A 22,013-nucleotide genomic window follows, 5' to 3' on the forward strand; every position below is an offset into this window, starting at 1 on the left:
GAGGGGCCGTCAGCTGCCGAAGCCGTCGACGAACTGCACGGTGGCACCGGAGATCTGTCTCCGCGCATCCTCCGCGCTGATCGTCGGGGTGTTGTCGCCGGCCTGCGGTCCGTAGGAGCCGAACTGCGCGTGCGACCCACCCGCGATCTGCACGAACTGCGCGTCCGACGGCAGGTCGTGCCGGGATGCGGCGATCTTGTCGGGCGTCGCGAGACCGTCGCGCGACCCCGAGATCGAGAGCACCGGGATGCCGAGCGAGCCGCTGATGTCGCTCGCGGGGTAGGAGGCGTAGAAGAGCAGGCCGACCGCGGGCGAGGCCGCATCGGAGTCCGCCGCATCCGCCTGCATCGCGGCGACCGTCCCGCCGAGGGAGTGACCGCCCACCACCCAGCCGTCGATGTCGGGGAACCCGGCGCGGGCGTCGTCGAACGCGCCCGTCGCGAGGAACGCGATGCCGAGGGGCTGCTTGGGGATGACGACCGTGTGGCCGCTCTCGGCCAGCGGGCGAAGGTGCGCCGCATAGGCGCGCGCGTCGACGAGCGCGCCCGGCTGGAAGAAGACCCCGGTCGCACTCCCGCCGCTCGTCGGCGTCATGACGATCTGGGTCGGGGTCTCCGTCACGGTGACCGTGCCGTCGGAGACCATCGCCGTCAGAGCCGGTTCGACGGCCGTGTACGGCCGCAGCCAGCCGATGAGCGCCAGCCACCCGATGCCGAGCACCACCACGATGACGACACCGCCGGTGCGCCACCCTCCTCTGCGCGTGCGCCGCCCGCGCAGTCCGCGGACCGCCGTCAGGATCGAGGCGACCGCGGTCACCGCGAGCAGCACGGCGTACGCCGGGTGCCCGTGGACGACGCCGCCCCACTCGGTCACGCACACCCATGCGACGACGACGAGGCCCGCGATCCCGAGCGCGAACGTCGTCCAGCTCAGCCAGTCCCGGCGTCGGGTGGGGCGGGATGCGTCGGCCATGTGTCGTCTCTCCAGGAAGGTCGTCCGGCTTCGGGATCGTTCACTGAGCAAGTAGGTACCCAGACTAGCGATCTCCGAGGGCGCAGACGAAAGCCGGGCCCACGACGTGGCGTCGCGGGCCCGGCTCCGATCAGCGAGGCGGATCAGGGCACGAAGGAGCTGATCTGCGTGCCCCAGTTGGCGAGTGCGGTGCGCTTCCCGGCTCCGTGCGACGCTCCGGCGCAGGTTCCGAGGAGGTTGTCCCCGCTGCCACCCGTGAAGAACGGACCGCCCCACGCCGTGTAGTCGCACGCGCTCGGAATGTACTCGCTCGCGATCCAGACGGTGTTGCCGTCCACGGCTGCGGCGCCGTAGTCGCCCCAGCGCGTGCGTACGGGGTCGACCTGCGCGTGGTAGCCGGTGAAGCCGTCATCCACGGCTTGACCCTGGCCTCCGGGCGCGATGTTCCACGAAGTGACGCCCGCGATCGCATCGATCGCGGCATAGCCGGCGCTCGGGAACACACCGTCACCCGTGGCCGTGAAGGCCATCACGCCTCGGCCGCTCGGTGTCACACCGATCGCGGGGTAGGTGAAGTCCATGCCCACGGCGCTGGTGTAGCCCTGCAGCGCGACCTTCGGCGAGAAGCTCGTCGTCCCCGGCTTCAGGATGTACCAGGCGATTCCTGCCCGGTTCGCGCCCCCGACCGTGACCGCGGTATCGAGTGCTCCCCACAGCTTGCCGTTCGCGTACGTCACCTGCTGCATGCGGGTGTCGTTCGAGTCAGGGGTCGAGACGACCTCGTGGCCCGGAGCGCCGACGAGCAGCCTCCAGCATCCGACCCCCGCGATCGTCGACGTCGTCGTGTCGTTGATGCAGTGACCCTGCGGCGCATCCACACCCGGAGCCTGCCCGGCGCCCGGCTGCTGCTGCTTGGGTGGCAGCGCGTAATCCCCGACCGAGACGAGCTGGTTCGTGAGCTGCAGGGCCGCTGTCCCGGTGTTGAGCGACGCCGTGTTGGTCATCGACCACACCACCACCTGCGACGACGTGTAGCTGCCGCCGGTGCCCGCCACCGGATGAGTGGCCTCATCCGCGGCGTTCGAGCTCATGAAGTACTCGGTGCCGTTGCCGTTCAGGTTGAACGAGGACGTGCCCGGGGACTGCGCCGGCCAGACCGTGAAGCCCGGCTGCGTGGAACCGGCGTCGCTCGGCGCCGCCACCATGCCCGACGTGTCGATGTGCTGCATCGTCACGCTCGACGCACCTGCCGCGAGCTGGGCCTTGGACAGCGCGTAGATCTGCGCCCCTGCGAAGCCGTTCGTGTTCCACGGATAGGCGTTGGTCGTCAGATAGACGCCGTTTGCGTCGGCGCCGATGTGCGGGTAGTCGCCGAGGTACGGACCGGGGTTCGCACCGCCCGTGTTGGTGCCGTCGTTCGTGACATCGATCTTGTAGATGTTCCACTGCCCGGTCGGATCGGCGGTCTTGCTGACCGCCAGATCGAGGTGGTTCGTCTTCGTCAGCGCGCCGGTGGACGGCACGCGGTCCAGGGTCAGGACGACGAGGAAGAACCGCTGAGTGGCTGCGTCATAGATGCACGTGGGGTCCGTGATCTCCGGCCCGAATGGCCCGGCCGGGCGAGTGACCGCCGGTGGGTAGCCGTAGAACGAGTTGAGGTCGACCGCGTGGTTCACGTTTCGCGGGAAGCCGGCGACGATGTTGGTCGCCGTGTTGTCCGGCAACTGTGACAAGCCGGTCTTCGCGTCGTAGACGTTGAACACGTCGTTGACGGCCTCGACCACGTGGCCGCCGCCGACGCACAGCGCCTGGTCGGGCGGCTCGAGCGTGAACTGGTTACCGCCCCGCGCGTACCGCTGCTGGTAGATGTCCAGCCCGGAGAATCCGGTCACGAACGACGGATTGGACTTGGCCTTCCTCGTGTCGGGCACCGTGGCCCCGTGCCCCGCGGCATGGCCCTGCGACATCGTCCTATTGACGATCGTGCCGGTGAAGTCCTCCGGCGCGGCTTCGTTCTCCTGCGCCGGGAACTCGGGGCCCGATACGCCGACGGTGAAGGGTCCGGTGACGGGCGCTGCGGTGCCGCCCAACGAGATCGACGAGGAGTCCGCCGTCGCCGGTGCGGACAGTGACAGCGACAGCGCTGTCACGAGGAGGGCGGGCGCCGCGATCGCGGCGATGCGCGCATTTCGAGCGCGGTGAGATGGCATGGAGATTTCCCTTCGTACATCCGATGGTGTGGAGGTCGAGGGGTCGGGGTCGGGGGTTGACCTTCGCCCGGCCTTGCCTGCACCGGGAACTATGGCACTGCGGAGAGTCCGCGACAAGAGACCACCGCGCGACGGGATGCTGGGCGCCCGCCCTGGGGCCGCTGTCAGCGCTCGATGAGCTTCTGCAGCAGTTCCAATCCGCCCGCGATGTCGACGCTGTCGTCGAGCAGCCATTGGATCTGGAGGCCGTCCGAGGCGCCGATGATGAGCGAGGCGAGTCTCATGTGCTCGGCGCCGACGGGCTCGCCCGCATCCTGCGCCACCGCCTGCGCGATCTTCGCGCGCAGCTGTGCGAAGCGCTCCGTGAAATACGCGCGCGCCTCGTCGTTCCCCGCGTCCGCGGAGGTGCCCGCCATCGAGGTGTAGAGGGCGATGAGGCCGGGCACCGTGGCGTTGTACTCGGCGCCGTGGGTGAGGGCGGGGAACGGCATGTGCTCCTCGAACCCGGTCCCCCGATGGTCGCGCTCCCGGAGCACCTCGATGAGGAGCGCCTCCTTCGACGGGAAGTAGTGCAGCAGGGCGGCGTGCGTCACGCCGATCGCCTCGCCGATGGACCGGAGCGACGTGCCGTCGTACCCGCGCTCGGAGAAGATCTCGAGCGCGCGGTCGAGGATCTCCTGCCGCCGCCGGATGCCCTTCGCATACGAGCCGCGCTTGCGCGGCTCGGGCTGCGCGTCGGCGGTCTCGTCGTCCATGGACAGAGGCTACCCCGGCGCCTGGAAACCTTCCGCCGGGAGGTTCTCCCTGCTAGGCTCGTTCAAAACCTCAAGGCGGAGGTTTTATCGAGAGGAGACTCACATGTCGTCGCCACGGATCGCCCCCCAGATCTCCGTGCAGCTCTACTCCGTCCACCCGGCGCTGGCCGCCGATCTCGACGGGACCCTCGCGAAGCTCGCAGCCATCGGGCTCGAGCGCGTGGAGGCGTTCAACTTCACCGGCGAGCCGGCGCGGCTGAAGGCCGCGCTCGACGCGAACGGCCTCGCATCCCCCACCGGCCACGCGATCCTGATCGCCGAGGACGTGCAGACGCCCGACGGCGTGCTGGCCGTCCCGAGTCCCGAGGTCACCTTCGAGGCCGCGGCGACCCTCGGGCTCGACTACGTGATCGACCCGTTCCTCCCCGCCCAGCACTGGCAGCAGCGCGACGACGTGCTCCGCTCGGCCGAGACGCTGAACCGTCGCGCCGAGCAGGCGAAGGCGTACGGCCTCAAGGTCGGCTACCACAACCACGACCACGAGCTGCGGTCGATCATCGAGGGCCGGACGGCGCTCGAGCTGTTCGCCGCGAACCTCGACCCGGAGGTCGCACTCGAGGTGGACGTGTACTGGGCGACCGCCAGCGGCCAGGATGCGCCTGCCCTCCTGCGTCGCCTCGGCGACCGCGTGAAGGCGCTGCACCTCAAGGACGGCCCCATGCGTGAGGGGATCTCCACCGCAGAGCTGCCGAAGGACCAGACGCCGGCCGGTCAGGGCGACGTGCCCCTCGCCGAGGCGATCGAGGCCGCCCCGAGCGCCGAGTACGGCGTCATCGAGTTCGACCACTATGCGGGCGACATCTTCGACGGCATCGCGCAGAGCTTCGCCGCCCTCCAGAAGCTGGGGGTCGTGCGATGACCCGCACGGGGCGCGTCGGCGTGGGCCTCATCGGCGCCGGCATGATCAGCAACCAGTACCTGACGAACCTCTCGCAGTACCCGGACGTCGAGGTCGTCGCCGTCGGCGACATGAACGCCGAGCGCGCGGCCGCGCAGGCCGCGGCATTCGGCGTCCCGCGGTCGGGGGATGCGGCGTCCATCCTCGCCGACGACGATGTCGAGATCGTGGTCAACCTCACGATCCCGGCCGCGCACGTCGAGGTCTCCACGGCGGCCCTCGAGGCCGGCAAGCACGTCTGGAGCGAGAAGCCCATCGGCATCGACCGGGCGGCCGCACAGCGCCTCGTCGAGCTCGCGAAGGAGCGCGACCTGCTGCTCGGCGTCGCACCCGACACGGTGCTCGGTCCGCGCTGGCAGACGGCCAAGCGGGCGATCCAGGCCGGCGTGATCGGTACGCCGCTGACCGCGACCACGGCGTTCCAGTCGCAGGGACCGGACTGGTTCCACCCGGACCCCGAGTTCCTCTTCGCCCAGGGTGCAGGTCCGCTGTTCGACATGGGCCCGTACTACCTGTCCGCACTCGTGCACCTGCTCGGCCCGATCACACAGGTGGTGGCCGTCGGTACGAAGGCCTACGAGACGCGCACCATCCGCTCCGGCCCGCGCGCCGGCACGACGTTCCCCGTCGAGGTGCCGACGCACCTCACGGTCGTCAGCCGCCTGGCGAACGGCGAGGCGGCCTCCTCGCTCATGAGCACCGACACCGCGCTGTTCCGCCACGGTGTGTTCGAGGTCAACGGCACCGAGGGCACGCTCGTCCTCGGCGACCCGAACTACTTCGGCGGCGGCGACCTCAAGCTCTACCGTCCCATCACCGAGTTCCGCGACGGCCGGATGGCGCAGGAGCCCGAGATCATCGCGGAGGAGGGTCCGCTCTCCGGCCGGGGCGTCGGCGCGCTCACGATGGCGCGCACGATCCGCAGGGGCGGCGACCTGCACATCGCGACCGGTGAGGTCGGGTATCACGTGCTCGACGCGATGACGAGCATCGAGGAGTCCGTCGAGCGTCAGGCGTTCGTCGACATCCGGAGCACGGTCGCGCCGATCCCGGCGCTCCCCGCCGACTTCGACCCCTTCGCCGCGACGCTGACGACGTCCGTCTGACCCCGTCTCCGCGGCCCCCTGTTCACGCGCTTCAGGGGGTCGCGGACGGGCTCGCGGACGGCGCCGGGGTCGCGGTGAGTTCGGCGATCGCCTTCTCGAAAGCGGCGATGGTGGCGGCATCCACCGCACCCGTGGGCTCGACGCCGAGCGTGATCTGGAACGTCTTGACGGCGTCGGTGAGCTCGGGAGTCCACACGCCGTCGACCGGGCCGTCCCAGAAGCCGAGCAGCTTCAGCGTCTGCTGCACGGCCGCCGTCGAGGCGACGGACGCCTGTGCGGCGGCTCCGCTCTTGGCGGCGAGCGCGGCCTGCAGAGCATCCGCCGTCGCCTTGTCCACCGTTCCCGTGACCGGCAGGCCTGCCGCTTTCTGCAGGTCCTGCACGGCTTGCACGGTGATCGGGCCGTAGACGCCGTCGACCGGGCCCGGGTAGTAGCCGGCGGTCGCCAGATCCTGCTGCAGGGCCGTCGTGTAGGCGCTGACCGCCTCGGCCGCCTTCTGCTGGTTGGCATCGGAGATGCAGCCGGCATCGGCGTAGAGCTTGAGCCACGCCATCTCGAGCGCCACGACGGCGCTGTTGAACTGCACGGATGCCTGCTTCAGCGGAGTCGCGTCCGTCACGGCCGACTGCGCGACGGAGAACTCCGACTCGGCCTGCTTCACGCGATCGACGGATGCGGCCGGCGCCAGCGGCGCCGGACTCGTCGGAGTGGCGGCCGGCGCCACCGGCGACCCGCTCGCCTCCGCCTCGGCGAGTGCGGTCCGCGCCTTCGCGAGTTCCTTCTCGGCGTCCGTGACGTCCTTCTGGGCCTTGACCGCAGCGTCCGCGCCGGCGTACGCCTCCTCCTTGGGCTGCGCGAGATCCTTGCCCGCGACACGGACGTCGCCCACGGTCGGCGCGGTGCTCGTCAGCACGTCGCCGTAGCGGTCGAGCGCGACGACGTAGTCCTTGCTCGAGGAGCAGAACTTGTCGGAGGCGTCCGAGAAGGCCGTCTGCGCATCCGCGAGCGCCTTCTCCTTCGCGCTGACCTGCGCCTTCGCGCGGTCGACGTCGCTCACGCTGTCGGTGCAGCCCGCCAGCGCGATCGCGGCCGCCGTCACGCACACAACCACCGTGGTCAGTCGCATCCCTGTGCGGCTCTTCTTCACGTACGGCCCCCGATCATGAACAGGATCTCCGGCTCATGATCCCACCCCCTGCGGGGGTTCGACCGCATCCCGCACCCGCCACGCCGCCGGGTCGCCCGGCTCAGTGCGCGGCTTCGAGCTCCTCGGCCTCGTCCGCCTCGTCACCGGCGGCCTCGTCGCCCGAGGACTCCGCGTCGGCCTCGCCGGCGTGCTCGTGCGCGCCGTGCTCGTGCTCGCCGTGCTCCGCCGCGATGATGTCCTCGGCCTGCTGCACGACGGCCTCCTCCTCGGTCGGCACACTGTCGAGCACGCCCTCGGGGCGGATGAGCTCGGTGACCTCGGCCATGAAGCTCGTCAGCTGGTGCTGCTGCCAGCGCAGCTGGCGCGTGCGGTCCTCTGCGTCGCGGAGGACGGCCTGCGAGTGCGCGGTGACCGTCTCGATGATGTGCTGCGCCTTGTCGCGGGCGCGGTCGAGCGTCTCACGCGCGCGGATGCGGGCGTCCGCCTCGATCTGCTGCGCCTGCGCGCGCATGAGCTTCTCGAAGTCGTCGGCCTTGGCCGACACGCGCTGCGCGTGCTCGAGGGACGCCGCAACCTGCTCGTTCGCGTCCTGCGTGATGCGCTCGGCGTGGGCGACGGCCTGATTGTGCAGCACGAGGAACTCCTGCTGCGCGTCATCCTGACGGCGCGTCAGCGACTCCTCGAACTCCAGGGCGCGCATGCGCAGCTCGCGCACGGCCTGCTCGGCCTCCGCACGGTCACGGGTGGTCTCGCGCGAGACCATCGAGCGCAGGGCGGCGGCGCCCTTCTCGGCCTCGGAGCGGATGGCGGCGGCCTCCTGCTCGGCCTGCGACACCTTCTCGGCGGCGTGCGCGGCCTCGCGCTCGAGCTGCGCCTGGTGCGCGGTCAGCTCGGTCTCGACGCGGAGGCGGATCTGCTGAGCGTCATGCTGCGCCTGCTGCAGGATGGCCTCGGCCTCGACCTGCACCTCCTTGCGGCGCGCGGCGATCTCCTCGCGCGCGGCCTCGAGCAGCCGGTCGCCCTGCACGCTCGCGTTGCGGATGAGCGTGCTCGCCTGCTCCTCGGCGACGCGCAGGATCTCCTCGAACTGGTGGCGGTTCGTGGAGTCGCCGGCCCCGGCGGCGCCCACGAGCTCGTCCGTGAGCATCTGCACCTTCTGCTCTGCGGCGCCGGCACGGGCGGTGGCGGCGGTCAGCTCCGCGGTCAGGCGCTCGAGCGCCTCGTCGGCCGTCGCCGCATCCAGCTCGCTCTTCAGCTTCTCCGCCGCCTCGCGAGCGGCCGCGCCGGCGGCCTGCTCGTCGGCGAGGCGCTTGGCCGTCTCGCGGTTCTTGGCGTTCGCCGCGGCGAGGTCCGCCTCGAGGCGCTCCACCGTGCGGCGGTTCTGCTGCACCGCCGCCTGCGCGGCGCGGCGGAAGCGGTCCTCGAGGCCCGCGGCCTCGTCCGCCCTCGCCTGCAGCTGCGAGGTCAGCTTCGAGATGGTCGCATCGACCTCGTCGCGGTCGTAGCCACGGAACGCCGTCGTGAATCCTCCGCCGGCGGGGGCGCCGGCGTGGTTGACCAGCACGTCGAAGGGGTTCGTCGGCGGGGTGGCGGAAGTGCGGTTCTGGTCGGACTGTTCGGGCATGCCGATACTCGCTCTCGCGTGGAAAGGGGGGTCCGGGTCGTCGGCCGGCGACCACGGAATGCTCGCGCGCGCGGCTCGCTTCGGATCGGGTTCCGGCAACGGGTCGGAGGCACCGCAACGTGCTGAGCGGGGGGCAGGGTTGAACAGAGGATACCTCCCCTTCCGATGAGGACGAAACGGGATGCGGCTGCCCCCGGCCACTGCGCGCACAACCGCGGGTTTCATGGCCGACACGCCGGCCGTCGACATCCATTCCCGGTGTGTCGCGCGTCGTGCCCCGCCCTTGAGAACGGCCGCCGGTGGGGGCGACGGATGCCGGCATACCTCATCAGGGGTGGAACGGCCACACCACCGGCACCCACAGCACCGCCACGACCAGGTAGAGCAGCGCGAGCGGGAGGCCGAGCTTCCAGTAGTCGCCGAAGCGGTAGCCGCCGGGCTCCATGACCATGAGGTTGGCGGGCGTGGCGATCGGGGTGAGGAAGGATGCGGCGCCCGCGACCGCGAGCGCCATCATGAACGGCTGAACGGACAGATGCAGATCGGCCGCGACCGATACCGCGATGGGGGCGACGACGAGCACGGTCGCGACGTTGCTGATGAGCTGGCCGAGCACCACCGTCAGGACGCAGAGCGCGAGCAGCGCGACCGTCGAGCTGCCCGCGCCGACGAACGACAGCAGCCAGCCGGCGACGAGCTCCGACGTGCCGGTCTGCAGGAACGCCGTCGACAGCGGGATCATGCCGGCGATCAGGATGACTGTGGTCCACGAGATCGAGTGATAGGCCTGCGTGAGCGAGACCGTGCGGGTGACGATCAAGGCGCCGGCGGCGAGGAGCGCGGCGACCGCCGGGGGGACGAGTCCCGTCGCGAGCAGGACGACCATCGCGACCAGGACCACGATCGACCGCTTCGCGCCATGCCCGAGCGGGACGGCTCGGCGCAGCGACGCCGGCTCGTCCACCGCCACCACCGCGGGGCTCGCCGTGTGCCGGACGAGGTCGTCCCAGCTGCCCTGCAGCAGCAGCGCGTCACCGGCCTGCACGAGGAACTCCTGACCCTTCAGCAGGTCGTCGCCGCGCCGGGCCGCCAGCACGACGAGGTCGCCGCTCGGCGTCGACATCCCCGCACAGAGCCGTTGGCCGATGAGCGGCGACCGGGGCGCGACGAGCACCTCGGTCACCCCGCTGGCCGGCCCGAGCAGTGCGCCGGTGTCGAGGCTCACGGAGTACTGCTGACGCAGCATCCGCGCGTGGCGCGCCAGGTCCGTCGGCATCAGGGCCCCGCCGCGGTCGGGCAGCAGGTGCCTGCCGAACAGCAGCAGGATCACGAGGGTGCCGAGCAGCAGCGGCAGCCCCGCGAGCGCGAACTCGAAGAATCCGAAGGCGTGGCCTCCGTTCTCCGCCGCGATCTCCGACACGATGATGTTCACGGGCGTGCCGGTGAGCGCCAGCAGCGAGCCCGCGTGGGCTGCGAAGGCGAGCGGGATGAGCAGCTGCGACGATGGGATGCGCGCCCGCGCGGCGACGACGACCACCAGCGGCAGCAGCGCCGCCACCGACGCGTTCACTGTGATGAGCGCCGTGGTGGCCGCCACGAGCAGCGAGATCGCGACGAGCAGCGCGACCCGGCCGGTGCCGGCGCGGCCGATGACCTTCTGAGCGGCCCAGACCGTCACACCCGACGCATCCAGTGATTCGCTCACGACGAAGAGGGCGGCGATGAAGACGACGGTCGGATCGCCGAATCCCGCAAGCGCCTGGTTCAGGGTGAGGACGCCCGTGAAGAAGAGCGCGAGCGCGACGCCGACGGCCACGACGGGAAGCGGCACGCGATTGCTCACGAACCCGACGATCGCCAGCCCCAGGACCAGCAGCGTTGCGACGACGGGGTCCACGCGGCCAGCGTAGCGACCCCGCCCCGTGCGAGGGGAGGGGAAGCGCGGCGGGTTCTATCCCCGTGCGAAGAGGCGGTGGATGCCGTGGCCGGCGAGCGCGCCGACCGCACCGCACAGCGCCCCGACGAGTCCGAGCACGGCGAAGAAGACGACCACGGATCCGAGGGGCGCGCTCCCCTCGTATCCGGCGATGAGGAACGTCTCGGAGAGGACGACGCCGTAGACCGCGCCCGCGATGGTGGCGAAGAGCCATCCCGGCGAGAACCAGCCGATCAACAGCCCGGCCACGGCCCACGGAAGGAGCGCCCACCAACTGCCGACGAAGACGACGCGCGCGCAGAGCCACCCGAGGAACAGACCGATCGCGATGACGATGACGACCGCGGCCGCCCATGTCGACCGCGGGGTTCGCACGCGCGAGTCCGTCATAGCAGCTCCTCCCCTGAATACCTAGAACCTCTAGGTATGAAGGAATGTACACCCGCGCGGCGGCCGCTACGAGCCCAACGGCGCTGCCGTGATCTGCTTCGCCAGCGCGTATGCCGCCGGCTGGTCGTCATCCCCTGCGACGAAGACGCGCCCGATGACGAGGGCGGAGCGGCCCGGAGCCTGGATGCGCGTCATCCCGCTCGGCACTTCGCCGGTCCATCCCCCAGCGCTGATCACGACATCGCCGGCGGCGCTCCCCGTCGCCCGGGTGCCGATGTAGGCGAAGTTCGCGCCGCTCGACGGATCGGTGAACTGCAGACTGTAGTAGCGGCCGGTCATATCGGGAACGTGCACCACGACGGGCCGCTCCCCCAGCTCGAACCAGCCCCCGACATAGAGCACGTCATCCGTGCCGGTGCCCATCAGGCTGCCGTTCGATGCGGATGCCGATGATCTGCTCGGCTCGGCGTACAGCGTGTTGACCGGGATCGGACCGCCGCCGAAGCCGCGGCGGACGATGGCTCGCTTGAATCCTGCGACGGTGATGCGCGGCCAGAACAGGATGAAGGCGGGCGCGCCGATCGCCCACACGATGACCGCGGCGATCACGAGCGGCGCGAGGGCCACCCATCCGCCGGCCGCACGCTGCACGATCACCCATGCGAAGATCAGCAGAATGACGGCCGTGATCGGATAGCCGTACTTCAGGATCAGGCGGTTCATGCGACGGATGCCTCCACCACCGGCGGCACGTGATAGGAGCCGTCGACCACCGTCGGGCCGGGCAGGTATGCGCGCAGCATCAGCTTGAAGCGCCCGTTCGGGACCGGCAGCCAGTTCTGCTCGCGCCCCGGCGGCGTTCTCGCCTGGAGGATCACGTCCACCGAGCCGTCCGGGTTCGGGACCAGGCCCGAGCGGTCGTCGACGCTGTGGCGGTCGGTGGGGCCGGCCACCATGTATCCGACCGTGTCCGTCGCCGTGAGCGACCAGAAGGCGGCGCTCGGCGGGAGCTGTCCCGCGGGGAAGCGCAGGACGTACGCCTTCGTCCCGTCGAGCCGGTGGCCCGCGGCATCCCGCGTCGTCGTCCAGTACGCGGCCTCCTCGAAGACGTTGACGAGCGGCAGCGCCTTCGCGCACGCGGCCCGGACGAGCACGCCGTTCTCGGGCCGACCGCACGCCGGGATCGATGCCCAGCCGTCGACCGTCCGGGTGATCCGCCGAAGCACGAGGTTCATGACGACGACGGCCGTCAGGAACGCCAGCGTCGCCCCGATGATGACTCCCTGCACGACGCCGGAGTGCACGATCCAGCCCAGGATTCCTGCCACATCCCGGACGCTACACCGCCCCGGTGGCGGCGCGGGGCGCGAGCGCTTGTGGGCTGGCTGAGGATGGGGTTCCGCCGTCACCTCACGAGGCGATAATGAGGTCGGGGCAGCGGGATCGCCCAGCCGAACACCTCACGTGAGGGGGCGATGATGATCATCGATTGCGCGCACTACGTGGACGGCCGCAGGCAGGGCGAGGGGCCGGTGCCCCTCGAGCAGGCCGCCGATCTGTGCCGGCAGGGCGGCTTCGTCTGGCTCGGTCTCTTCGAACCCGACGCGGTCGAGCTGGCGCAGGTGCGGGAGACGTTCGACCTCCATGAGCTGGCCGTGGAGGATGCGCAGACCTTCCACATGCGGCCCAAGCTCGAGACCTACGACCAGGGGGTGCGGCTCGTCATCCTGCGCACGGCGCGCTACGACGACGATGCCGAGGAGGTGGACTTCGGGGAGATCAGCGTCTTCCTGGCCCCCACCTTCGTGATCACGGTCCGCCAGGGGGTGGCGAGCGAGCTGCACGGTGCGCGGCTGCGGCTGGAGCAGCGGCCCGAGCTCCTCGCCGCCGGCACATCGGCGGCGCTGTGGGCGATCCTCGATCAAGTGGTGGACGGGTATGCACCCGTCGTGGCCGGCCTCGAGCACGACATCGACGAGATCGAGGCGACGGTGTTCTCCGGCAGCGCGACGCCGACCGAGCGGATCTACTCGCTCCGCCGCGAGGCCACCGACTTCTACCGGGCGGTGCATCCCCTGCTCGCCGTCGTCGCCACCGCCGAACGCGCGACCGGACAGGACGTGCTCCAGCCCTACCTGCGCGACGTGCAGGACCACCTCACGCTGATCAACGAGGAGGTGGCGGCCCAGCGCGACCTGCTCGGCACGATTCTCGAGGCGAACCTCTCGGTGATCTCGGTCGAGCAGACGCGGGTCAGCGTCCGGCAGAACGCCACGATGGAGCGACTGACGGTGCTCGCCACCGTGTTCCTGCCTCTCACGTTCATCACCGGGTTCTTCGGTCAGAACTTCTCGTGGCTCGTCGACCGGATGACCGGGCCCGTGCCGTTCCTCGTCTGGGGCATCGGCGGGCTCCTGATCCCGCTCGTCCTGCTGCTGTGGTGGCTGCGAAGGGATACCCGTCAAGACGAGCAGCGGGCGAAGACGGAGCCGACCCCGGTCAGACCCGTTGATCGGTCGGCGGAGGCGGCGTCATCCCGCCGTTGAGCAGGCACGATCGGCGCGGAGCCGCCGGGCGCCCCGGGTGCACGGGCGGCGGCCAGCGCGACGGACCGGGCGATGACCGAGGTCGTCCGCGCGCTCCGCGAGCACCGATGGTCTGCACGATCGCGGCCCGTTAGAGTGCGGTCATGGGCGAAGACGTCCCCGCAGTGGAGTTCACCCGCGCCGACCGCACCCGCCATCGCGAGAAGGTCAGACGCAACCTGGACGTGTTCGCGCGGATGCTGCGCGAGGCCCACTTCGACACGGATGACCCGTTCACCGGCATGGAAGTCGAGCTGAACCTCATCGACGCCGCGGGCGACCCGGCGCTGCGCAACGCGCAGGCGCTCGCGGCGATCGCGGATGCCGCGTTCCAGACGGAGCTCGGCCAGTTCAACATCGAGATCAACGTGCCGCCGGCCCGATTGCGCGAGGGCGGCCTCACGACGTTCGAGGAGGGCCTGCGGCGCAGCCTCAACAACGCCGAGGAGCGGTCATCGGCGATCGGCGCCCACCTCGTGATGATCGGCATCCTCCCCACCCTCGCCGAAGGCCATCTGCGCCCCGACAGCATCAGCGCCAACCCGCGGTACCGCCTGCTGAGCGAGCAGATCCTCAACGCGCGGGGAGAGGACATCGCGATCTCGATCCGCGGCCCCGAGTATCTGCGCACGACGGCCGAGTCGATCCTGCCGGAGGCCGCATGCACCAGCGCGCAGCTGCACGTGCAGACCTCGCCCGACGCGTTCGCGGCCTACTGGAACGCCTCGCAGGCGATCGCGGGCGCGCAGGTCGCCGTGTCCGCCAACTCGCCGTATCTTCTGGGCCGCGAGCTGTGGCGCGAGACGCGCATACCGCTGTTCGAGCAGGCCACCGATACACGCAGCGAGGAGCTGAAGGCACAGGGGGTGCGGCCCCGGGTCTGGTTCGGCGAGCGCTGGATCACCTCGGTCTTCGACCTGTTCGAGGAGAACGTCCGGTACTTCCCGGCGCTGCTGCCGATCGTCCACGACGAGGACCCCATGGCCGTTCTGGATGCGGGCGGCATCCCTTCGCTGTCGGAGCTGCGGCTGCACAACGGGACGATCTACCGATGGAACCGGCCGATCTATGCCGTCACCGCGGGCGTTCCGCACCTGCGCGTCGAGAACCGGCTGCTCGCAGCGGGCCCGACGGTGGTCGACATCATGGCCAATGCCGCGTTCTACTTCGGGCTCGTGCGGCGAATCGCCGAGGAGGATCGGCCCCTGTGGTCACAGCTGTCGTTCCGCGCGGCCGAGGAGAACTTCCACACGGCGGCCCGCGACGGCATCGATGCCCAGCTCTACTGGCCCGGCGTCGGCCAGGTTCCCGCGACGGAACTGGTGCTGCGACGCCTCCTTCCCCTCGCGCACGAGGGCCTGCGTTCGTGGGGTGTCGAAGCATCCGTGTGCGATCGCCTGCTCGGCATCATCGAGGGGCGATGTCTGACCGGGATGACGGGTTCCACCTGGTTCACGGGCAGGATGCATCAGCGTGCGCAGATGGATCGCTACGACGCCCTGCGCGCCACCCTTCTCGAGTACTGCGAGGCGATGCACACGAATCGGCCCGTGCACACCTGGGTCCCGTGAGAATAGGGGACCCCTGCACGGCTCTGGGGAAGCCGTCAGGGGTCCTGGTCACCCGGAGCCGGAGCCGTCGAAGACGACGGCCGTAGCGCTGCTGGGGACAGCTGCGACTAGGAGCGACGTTGTCAGCCTAGGAAATGATGCGAGGCCGCCGCGTCCCCTCTTTGGGGGACATTTGAACGTGAAAGCCGGGGTGCGGAGTTCCCATCGAGACGCGCGCGTCGCCCGTCATGCGACGGTGTCCGCGGCATCCACCCCGATCACGAGGTCCGGCTCCTCGGCGAGCGGGCCGCCGACGGCCGGTTTGAAGGCCCGGAAGAACGCGTAGTACAGCACCGCCGCGAGCGCGAAGCCCACGAGCGGGGTGAGGTCGCCGATCGGCGCGACCTGCGCGACCAGACCGGTGTAGAAGCTCTGGTTGCTGAACAGCCAGACCGAGATCACCCCTGCGATGAGGATCGACACGACCCCGGCGGCGTTGCGGTACCGGGCGGTATCGGGCACGAGTTCGGCGATCGACGTGCCGCGACGCAGGAACCTGTCGACGAGGACGATGCCGAGCCACGGCGCGATCCAGTACGCGATCACGAGCAGGAAGTTCTCGTACCACTGGCCGAACGACGCGTTGAGGATGGCGGCGAGAGCGATGAGGAATCCGAGGATGCCGAAGCCGAGGGCTACGATCGCACGGCGCAGACCGAAGTTGATCTTCACTCCGGCTGCGAGGAACGACATCGCTCCCGAGTAGATGTTCAGGGCATTGGCCGCGACGGCACCGATGGCGATCGCGACGAGCGTGAGGTCACGGATGACCGGCGGCATCGGTGCGACGAATCCGGCGGTGGGGTCGTCCGGGTTGAAGCCCGCGAGGAGCGCGACGGCGGCGCCGGCGGCCATCAGGACGGTGCACGAGATGAAGTCGCCGAGGCCCGCCGCCCACGCGATCGCCTTCGTGCTCGCGTCCTTCGGCAGGTAGCGGCTGTAGTCCGATGCGTACGGGTTCCAGCCGGCGCTGTAGCCGAAGGCGGCCGCGGCCGTGAGGGTGAAGCCCGCGAAGTTGAACGAGTGGCCCTTGATCGGCGCGTTGACGTTCACGTGCAGGAAGATCGTGACGACCGCGACCAGGAAGATCGCGCCCAGCACATACGTGGCGTAGCGCTCGAACCACTGCACGAGGTCGTGCCCGACGAAGGCGAGCAGCACCTGGACGGCCACGATGATGATGAGCGACAGCCACGCCGGCATCCCGGTGAGCACGGTCAGTGCGAGCGCGCCGCTGACGGAGTTGGTGGCGAACCAGCCGAGTCCCGCCATGACGGTGTTGAGGCCGGCGGGGAGGATGTTGCCGCGCAGGCCGAACGCGGTGCGGCTGAGCACGAGCTGGGCCAGTCCCTCACGCGGACCCCACGTCGACAGGATGCCCTGGGTGATCGAGCCGAGGGCGTTTCCGAGCACGATCGCAGCGATGGCCGACCAGAAGTCGAGCCCGAAGAACGCGACGCCGATCACCCCGACGAACACCGTCGCGAACTCGAGGTTCGGCGCCGTCCACGTGTTGAAGAGCTGCCACGGCGACCCGTGTCGACGATCGGGCGGGATGGCCTCGATCCCACCGGGTTCGACGGACAGGGGTTTCGGCGCGGCAGAGGCACCGACAGTGGGGGTTGCTGTCATGTCCGCATGGTAGATCCACAGCGCCGCCGGGTCGAGAGGCAGGGGAAGACTTCACACAGCGGAAACATCTCTTCTCGCGGAACACGACGTCCGCGTTCGTCCCGACGTAGCATGCCGTCAGGGTGATATCGGGAACACCCGGGGTCGGCACGAGCGTCGCGCGCCTCACCGGGACGCAGCCCGACGCGCCGATGGTCGGAGGCAACTGTGCACGCACGTGCGAAGAGCGGTTCCGGAGGCTTTCTTCCGATCCTGCACTGGCTGCCGCGGTATGAGCGGCGCTGGCTGCGCGCGGACGTCATCGCGGGGGTCGCCGTCGTCGCGATGATCGTGCCCAAGAACCTCGGCTACGCCGAGATCGCAGGTGTCCCGGTCCAGAACGGCCTCTACGCTGCGGCGGCCGGGGCGATCGTCTACGCGCTGTTCTGCACGTCACGTCAGATCTCCACGGGTCCGAGCTCGGCCTTGGCGACGGTCGCGGGGGGTGCCGTGATCGTGACCGGAGTCACCGGCGGTGATGCGGCTCAGCTCGTCGCGGCGATCACGCTGGTGACCGGAATCCTGTTGCTGCTGCTGGCCCTGTTCCGAATGGGATGGATCGCCCAGTTCCTCTCGAGAGCCGTGGTCACCGGGTTCCTGGCCGGGGCTGCGGTCGACGTGGTCGTCGGCGAGCTGCCCAAGCTGACCGGCACCTCGGGCGAGGGCGACAATGTCTGGCGGGAGTTCGCGTCGTGGATCGTCGGCCTCGGCGGCACCCACCTACCGACACTGGTGATCGGCGCGGGGGCCCTCGCGGTGATCCTCGCTCTGCGATTCTGGGCGCCGAAGGTCCCGGGCGCGCTGGTGCTGGTCGTCGGCGGGCTCATCGCCTCCTCGCTCCTCGACCTGGGCACGCGAGGCGTGGCGCTGGTCGGCGCCGTGCCGAGCGGGCTGCCTGTCCCGCAGCTGCCGAGTCTCGACATCGTGCTGCGGAACGTCCCTGAGATCGTCATCGCAGCGTTGGCGCTTCTGCTGATCGGGTTCTCGCAGACCGCCGGCGACGCCCGGGCCTTCGCCACCCGGCACCACTACCGCATCGATGCGAACCAGGAGGCGGTCGCCCAGGGGATGGCCAACGTCGGCGCCGGTCTCGTCCAGGGTATGCCGGTCTCGACCAGCCTGTCGGCCAGTTCACTCAACGAATCCGCCGGTGCGCGCACGCCCGTGGCGTCGCTCGTCACGGGAGGGCTGGTGATCCTGACACTGCTCTTCCTCGCGCCTCTGTTCTCGGAGCTGCCGAAGGCCGTGCTGGGAGCCATCATCATCGACGCCGTCGTGTTCGGGATGATCGACCTCAAGGAGTTCGCCCGGTTGCGGCGCGTGTCCAGATTCGATCTCTGGATCGCTGTGGCCGCGGTCGTGGGTGTGCTCTCGGCGGGGGTGCTCTTCGGGATCGTCATCGGCATCGCGCTGTCGCTCGCATGGCTGATCTACGTCTCGACACGACCCGCCATGCCTCTGCTCGGCCGTGAGCCGGGCACCCAGGTCTTCCGCGACATCGATCTCAACCCCGCCGATGAGACCATCCCGGGCATCGCCGTGATACGTCTGGACGGCGGCCTGTTCTTCGCCACCGCCGAGGCATTCGATGAGCGCATCCGCGAAATCATCTCCGTGGACGCGCCCCTCACGGCGCTGGTGATCGATCTGGAAGGCGTTGCCTTCGTCGACTCGCAGGGCGCCGCGAAACTCACCGAGATCGTCGACCTGACCGAAGCGGAGGGCCTCGCGCTGCGGCTGGCGCGAGTCAAGCCGCAAGTCCTCGCCGTGCTGAAGGCCCAGGGCATCCTCGATCGGATCGGTGACGACCACGTCCACGGCAACGTCCACCGAGCCGTCGAGGCCCAGCTGTCCCAGAGCGCAGACGACGAGACCTAAGGAAGCCGCCGGCGACGGTGACGCGTCGAGTGCGGGCGAGGAGCGTCTGCGCGATCCCGACGATGGCGGGGAAGCATCCGGAGACGACCGACTGCACCGAGCTCGACAGCGATCCGACCTTGTTGATGAGGTTCTGGATCACGGGGAGCAGCTGCACGCCGGCATGCATTCGGACGAGGTTGCCGCGGCCGCCGGTCAGCAGCGTTCCCGATGACGACGGCCGAGATCGCCGAGAGCCCCCGTCCCACCCCGACGTTCGGCACGCCCGAGGACGAGTAGGCCGCCGGGAAAAGTGCGGATGAGCCTGGTCGCGGCGAGGACGGGGGTCATCGGCGCGCCGTGTTCGGACCGATGGGCGTGAGGGGTCGCCCCGGCTGACAGACCAACTCGCGCTCGTCTGAGAGCGGAGCGCGGCGGGCCGCGTCACGAATCGTTCCCTGCGTCGGTGTGGGCGTCGGCAACGGTGTCGGCGTCGACTTCTGCTTCTGCTTCTGCTTCTGCTTCTGCGGCGACATTGCGGATGCCGGCGGGCCGGCCCGCGCGTACCCAGCTGAGGTACAGGATCCCGGCGATGCCGAGGGCGGCGATCAGGCTGGCGATCGGGTCGATGCGGGCGAGGTCCATGACCAGGGTGAACGCGACCGCGATCGCGCCGATCACGTTGAGGATGAGCACGCCGGGGCGGTGCTCGCGGGCGGCGAACACGGCCATCGCGGTGAGCCCGGCGAGGAAGCTGAGGAACACCGAGACGGCGTAGAACAGCACGAGTTCCTGATCGTTGCCGCCGGCGACGACGGTCATGGTGGAGGCGAGCAGGAAGAAGACGACGACCCCCCAGTAGGGGGTGTGATGGGTGTTCACGCGCCCGAGCGGGCGCGGGAGGATGCCGGTGGCCCGCCCGTCGTGCCGGATGCTGCGGGCCAGGGCCTTCAGCAGTCCCGGGCCGGCCTGGAACGACGAGCTCGCCGCGGACAGCAGCAGCAGCGCGGTCGCGAGCTGGAACGCCGCATACACCGCGGGCGACGACGCGACACGGGCGAGGTTGGCGATCTGGGTGTCTTCGGGGGCCGGGATGCCGATCTGCAGACGGGTCGCGGTCAGCGCGAGTCCGATCGTGATCGCCCCGACGATGCCCAGGGTCAGCCACAGCGTGGTGCGACCGAACCGGCGCCGGTCACGGTCGTCGAGCTGACCGAGCTGTGCGATCGCCGACGACGGGGCCTCTGCCCCCGTCGCCAGGGCCATCGCGACCGGGAACGCCAGCACGATCGCCACGATCGGGGGTTGCCCAGCGGTCTGGGTGATCTCCCCGGTCGGCTGCGGGGTCGCGAAGATCCCATCGATCAGCACCCACACGGTGATCACGATGAACGCGACGGTCAGCACGGCGAACAGCAGCCGGCCCAGGTGCCCGAACCAGGTCAGAACGGCGACGAACGCCAGCAGACCGAGGGCGATCGGTATGCGCCACACCGCCAGCACGGGCACGTACGCGATGACCGCGGACGCGCCTGCGGACACGCTGATCGCGATCGTGAGCACGAAGTCGACGATCAACGCGCCGATCGGGATGAACGCCCACCCTTCACCGAACGCCTCGCCGATCGCGGCGGACGCGCCACCGCCGTTCGGGTAGCGGGCGACCAGCTGGTGATAGTTGACGATCACCAGCCCGATCACCGCGATCACCAGGCACATCGTCGGAACCAACAGAGCCAGATCGCCGTTGAGGGCACGGAGCCCGGCCTCCACCGCGTACGCGACGGACGAGACGGGGTCGGCCATCACGGCGAACGCGAACGCGAACAGCAACGCGGGCTTTGCCCTCAGGATGCGTGATGCTGCACGCGGCCGCGCAGGAACAATGTGGGACATCCGGGCGCCTCTCGTCGACTGTCGTCACCGCATCAGTGACAACGCCGACCAGACTTCCCGGCACTCCGCGACGATCCTAGCCCCACCTCGCACACACCGAGGAGTCGCGCTCCGTGCTCAGCCGGCTGCTGCGGCAGCGTCTCCGGTCACGAGGCCGGACGCCCATTCCACGGCGTCGGACTGCTTCGCGAGGGCGAAGATCCTGAGCTCACCGGGGAACAGGAATGCCAGCAGGTGGATCATCTCTGCCAGACCGGAATGATCGGTCACGAGCGCGACCCGTCCCCACGTCTCGTGCGGCATCCCCTCGAGCATCATGTCCTGCCACATCGCCCCCAGCGAGTACCGGTGGAAGTCGTCGCCCAGCACATAGATCAGATTCACCTTCGTGTGATCCGCCGCCGCCGCCTTGATCGCAGGATCGAACACCGTCCGATAGTCGTCGGCCGAGACCACACCGGAAGCCTGGAAGCCCAGGGTGCCGGCGGGCAGGTCAGGAATCGTTGTAATCGCCATGCGCACATGGTGCCAGCCACGGCCGATACGGGCGGAGCCGAAACGCCGACGCGCTCAACCGACGACACCCTCGCTCGCGAAGAGCCATGAATGCTCGTCACCGGCCAGGAGCTCGTGCCGACCGCGTCAGCCGAGGCGGCGCCGATCGCCTGCGCGATGTGCACGCGAGGATGGCCGACCCGGGTCCGCGCTGTTCACCGCCTGAGCGAAGCGACCCGAACACAGTGGATCGAGGCACGGGCCCGTGAGACGACCGGTCGAGGGCACCGGGAAGGCTGACGCTCAGCGATGTGGGGTGAAGGCGGTGAGCGGGAGGATCTGAACGAGGCGGCGCCGGTCGGCGTCGGTGTCGTGGTACGTGAACCCGGCGAGTCGGCCGAGCACGGGTCGGACGAGGGGCGACGCGAAACGCATGCGCCGCGCGTAGTCGCGAACCGTCTGCGCAGCTTCGTCGGTGTCGAGGACTCGGTGGTCGGCGAGGACGGGCCCGCCACCGAAGTTCACCCAGGTGGGGGTGCCGGCGGTGACGTTGCGGAACCATCCGCTCTGTCGTCCGAACCCGGACATGACGATGGCTTCACCGGTTGCCCGGTTGTACTTCACGACCTCCAGGACGACACGGTACTGCTTGCCGCTCTTGCGTCCGGTGTGGGTGAGTTGCAGGAATCGGTGTCCGAAGATCCGCCCGAGTCCCCACGTGTAGAGCGCATTGGGGGCGCTGAGCAGGTGTTTGAGCCATCGCGGCATCGTGGGTGCTTCCCTTCTGTGTCCACCGTG

18 protein-coding genes are annotated in these 22,013 nt (G+C 69.8%); 5 read left to right on the forward strand and 13 right to left on the reverse strand.

Translation table 11 applies throughout. The features are described from left to right. Positions 1-9 precede the first annotated feature (9 nt). From SM116_RS18000 to SM116_RS18010, 3 genes are all read right to left on the reverse strand, one after another. Positions 10-975, reverse strand: a complete 966-nt coding sequence (locus SM116_RS18000) for an alpha/beta hydrolase (RefSeq protein WP_320942342.1) — start codon at positions 973-975, stop codon at positions 10-12. A gap of 143 nt (positions 976-1,118) precedes the next feature. Continuing rightward, the gene (locus SM116_RS18005; protein ID WP_320942343.1) at positions 1,119-3,185 is read right to left on the reverse strand and encodes a hypothetical protein; all 2,067 of its coding nucleotides are present in this window, start codon (positions 3,183-3,185) and stop codon (positions 1,119-1,121) included. A gap of 164 nt (positions 3,186-3,349) precedes the next feature. Further along, the gene (locus tag SM116_RS18010) at positions 3,350-3,940 is read right to left on the reverse strand and encodes a TetR/AcrR family transcriptional regulator (RefSeq protein WP_320942344.1); all 591 of its coding nucleotides are present in this window, start codon (positions 3,938-3,940) and stop codon (positions 3,350-3,352) included. Positions 3,941-4,043: 103 nt separating this feature from the next. Here SM116_RS18010 and SM116_RS18015 point away from each other — a divergent pair, with 103 nt between their 5' ends. Together SM116_RS18015 and SM116_RS18020 are read left to right on the forward strand one after the other, a co-directional pair. Next, positions 4,044-4,859: a sugar phosphate isomerase/epimerase family protein gene (locus SM116_RS18015; RefSeq protein ID WP_320942345.1), complete on the forward strand. Its 816-nt coding sequence runs from the start codon at positions 4,044-4,046 to the stop codon at positions 4,857-4,859. Continuing rightward, a complete protein-coding gene (locus SM116_RS18020; protein WP_320942346.1) occupies positions 4,856-6,004 on the forward strand; it encodes a Gfo/Idh/MocA family protein in 1,149 nt (382 codons plus the stop codon). The genes SM116_RS18015 and SM116_RS18020 overlap by 4 nt, the downstream gene beginning before the upstream one ends. 31 nt (positions 6,005-6,035) lie before the next feature. On the opposite strand, the gene SM116_RS18025 is transcribed toward SM116_RS18020, so the two are convergent. The 6 genes from SM116_RS18025 to SM116_RS18050 form a co-directional block, all read right to left on the reverse strand. Continuing rightward, positions 6,036-7,151 carry a peptidoglycan-binding protein gene (locus SM116_RS18025; protein ID WP_320942347.1) on the reverse strand — a complete coding sequence of 372 codons (1,116 nt, stop codon included), beginning with the start codon at positions 7,149-7,151 and terminating at the stop codon, positions 6,036-6,038. A 100-nt stretch (positions 7,152-7,251) separates the two neighbouring features. Beyond that, complete coding sequence (locus SM116_RS18030) at positions 7,252-8,775, reverse strand: coiled-coil domain-containing protein (protein WP_320942348.1); 1,524 nt, start codon at positions 8,773-8,775, stop codon at positions 7,252-7,254. A gap of 328 nt (positions 8,776-9,103) precedes the next feature. Next, the gene (locus SM116_RS18035) at positions 9,104-10,672 is read right to left on the reverse strand and encodes an SLC13 family permease (protein ID WP_320942349.1); all 1,569 of its coding nucleotides are present in this window, start codon (positions 10,670-10,672) and stop codon (positions 9,104-9,106) included. A gap of 54 nt (positions 10,673-10,726) precedes the next feature. Then, positions 10,727-11,101: a hypothetical protein gene (locus tag SM116_RS18040; protein ID WP_320942350.1), complete on the reverse strand. Its 375-nt coding sequence runs from the start codon at positions 11,099-11,101 to the stop codon at positions 10,727-10,729. A 66-nt stretch (positions 11,102-11,167) separates the two neighbouring features. Beyond that, positions 11,168-11,824, reverse strand: coding sequence for a DUF1254 domain-containing protein (locus SM116_RS18045; protein WP_320942351.1), 657 nt, complete (start codon positions 11,822-11,824; stop codon positions 11,168-11,170). Then, positions 11,821-12,429 carry a DUF1214 domain-containing protein gene (locus SM116_RS18050; protein WP_320942352.1) on the reverse strand — a complete coding sequence of 203 codons (609 nt, stop codon included), beginning with the start codon at positions 12,427-12,429 and terminating at the stop codon, positions 11,821-11,823. Before SM116_RS18050 ends, SM116_RS18045 begins: the two co-directional genes overlap by 4 nt. Positions 12,430-12,579: 150 nt before the next feature. On the opposite strand from SM116_RS18050, the gene SM116_RS18055 reads away from it, so the two are divergent. Further along, positions 12,580-13,647 (forward strand): magnesium and cobalt transport protein CorA, encoded by a 1,068-nt coding sequence (locus SM116_RS18055; RefSeq protein WP_320942353.1) that lies wholly within the window; start codon positions 12,580-12,582, stop codon positions 13,645-13,647. A gap of 143 nt (positions 13,648-13,790) precedes the next feature. Beyond that, positions 13,791-15,257, forward strand: coding sequence for a glutamate-cysteine ligase family protein (locus tag SM116_RS18060; RefSeq protein ID WP_320942354.1), 1,467 nt, complete (start codon positions 13,791-13,793; stop codon positions 15,255-15,257). 225 nt (positions 15,258-15,482) lie between these two features. Here SM116_RS18060 and SM116_RS18065 read toward each other — a convergent pair whose 3' ends face one another. Further along, positions 15,483-16,928 carry a purine-cytosine permease family protein gene (locus SM116_RS18065; RefSeq protein WP_320942355.1) on the reverse strand — a complete coding sequence of 482 codons (1,446 nt, stop codon included), beginning with the start codon at positions 16,926-16,928 and terminating at the stop codon, positions 15,483-15,485. A 207-nt stretch (positions 16,929-17,135) separates the two neighbouring features. Between SM116_RS18065 and SM116_RS18070 the strand changes: the two genes are divergently transcribed. Further along, the gene (locus SM116_RS18070) at positions 17,136-18,845 is read left to right on the forward strand and encodes a SulP family inorganic anion transporter (RefSeq protein WP_320942356.1); all 1,710 of its coding nucleotides are present in this window, start codon (positions 17,136-17,138) and stop codon (positions 18,843-18,845) included. 423 nt (positions 18,846-19,268) lie between these two features. On the opposite strand, the gene SM116_RS18075 is transcribed toward SM116_RS18070, so the two are convergent. The 3 genes from SM116_RS18075 to SM116_RS18085 all read right to left on the reverse strand — a co-directional run bounded on the left by SM116_RS18075 (position 19,269) and on the right by SM116_RS18085 (position 21,983). Further along, on the reverse strand, positions 19,269-20,720 hold the full coding sequence (locus SM116_RS18075; protein ID WP_345135510.1) for an amino acid permease: 1,452 nt from the start codon (positions 20,718-20,720) through the stop codon (positions 19,269-19,271). A gap of 117 nt (positions 20,721-20,837) precedes the next feature. Beyond that, positions 20,838-21,236: a SpoIIAA family protein gene (locus tag SM116_RS18080; protein ID WP_320942358.1), complete on the reverse strand. Its 399-nt coding sequence runs from the start codon at positions 21,234-21,236 to the stop codon at positions 20,838-20,840. A gap of 282 nt (positions 21,237-21,518) precedes the next feature. Next, entirely contained in the window at positions 21,519-21,983 is a 465-nt protein-coding gene (locus SM116_RS18085) for a nitroreductase family deazaflavin-dependent oxidoreductase (protein ID WP_320942359.1), read from the reverse strand. Positions 21,984-22,013: the final 30 nt, after the last annotated feature.

It is taken from the genome of Microbacterium rhizosphaerae (genome assembly GCF_034120055.1).
Classification (GTDB): domain Bacteria; phylum Actinomycetota; class Actinomycetes; order Actinomycetales; family Microbacteriaceae; genus Microbacterium; species Microbacterium rhizosphaerae.

What these genes read in the sequence shown, in the direction of transcription:
- SM116_RS18000 (WP_320942342.1), bottom strand. Translation starts at nt 975, where the DNA reads ATGGCCGACGCATCCCGCCCCACCCGACGCCGGGACTGGCTGAGCTGG.
- SM116_RS18005 (WP_320942343.1), bottom strand. Translation starts at nt 3,185, where the DNA reads ATGCCATCTCACCGCGCTCGAAATGCGCGCATCGCCGCGATCGCGGCG.
- SM116_RS18010 (WP_320942344.1), bottom strand. Translation starts at nt 3,940, where the DNA reads ATGGACGACGAGACCGCCGACGCGCAGCCCGAGCCGCGCAAGCGCGGC.
- SM116_RS18015 (WP_320942345.1), top strand. Translation starts at nt 4,044, where the DNA reads ATGTCGTCGCCACGGATCGCCCCCCAGATCTCCGTGCAGCTCTACTCC.
- SM116_RS18020 (WP_320942346.1), top strand. Translation starts at nt 4,856, where the DNA reads ATGACCCGCACGGGGCGCGTCGGCGTGGGCCTCATCGGCGCCGGCATG.
- SM116_RS18030 (WP_320942348.1), bottom strand. Translation starts at nt 8,775, where the DNA reads ATGCCCGAACAGTCCGACCAGAACCGCACTTCCGCCACCCCGCCGACG.
- SM116_RS18040 (WP_320942350.1), bottom strand. Translation starts at nt 11,101, where the DNA reads ATGACGGACTCGCGCGTGCGAACCCCGCGGTCGACATGGGCGGCCGCG.
- SM116_RS18045 (WP_320942351.1), bottom strand. Translation starts at nt 11,824, where the DNA reads ATGAACCGCCTGATCCTGAAGTACGGCTATCCGATCACGGCCGTCATT.
- SM116_RS18055 (WP_320942353.1), top strand. Translation starts at nt 12,580, where the DNA reads ATGATCATCGATTGCGCGCACTACGTGGACGGCCGCAGGCAGGGCGAG.
- SM116_RS18060 (WP_320942354.1), top strand. Translation starts at nt 13,791, where the DNA reads ATGGGCGAAGACGTCCCCGCAGTGGAGTTCACCCGCGCCGACCGCACC.
- SM116_RS18065 (WP_320942355.1), bottom strand. Translation starts at nt 16,928, where the DNA reads ATGACAGCAACCCCCACTGTCGGTGCCTCTGCCGCGCCGAAACCCCTG.
- SM116_RS18075 (WP_345135510.1), bottom strand. Translation starts at nt 20,720, where the DNA reads ATGTCCCACATTGTTCCTGCGCGGCCGCGTGCAGCATCACGCATCCTG.
- SM116_RS18080 (WP_320942358.1), bottom strand. Translation starts at nt 21,236, where the DNA reads ATGGCGATTACAACGATTCCTGACCTGCCCGCCGGCACCCTGGGCTTC.
- SM116_RS18085 (WP_320942359.1), bottom strand. Translation starts at nt 21,983, where the DNA reads ATGCCGCGATGGCTCAAACACCTGCTCAGCGCCCCCAATGCGCTCTAC.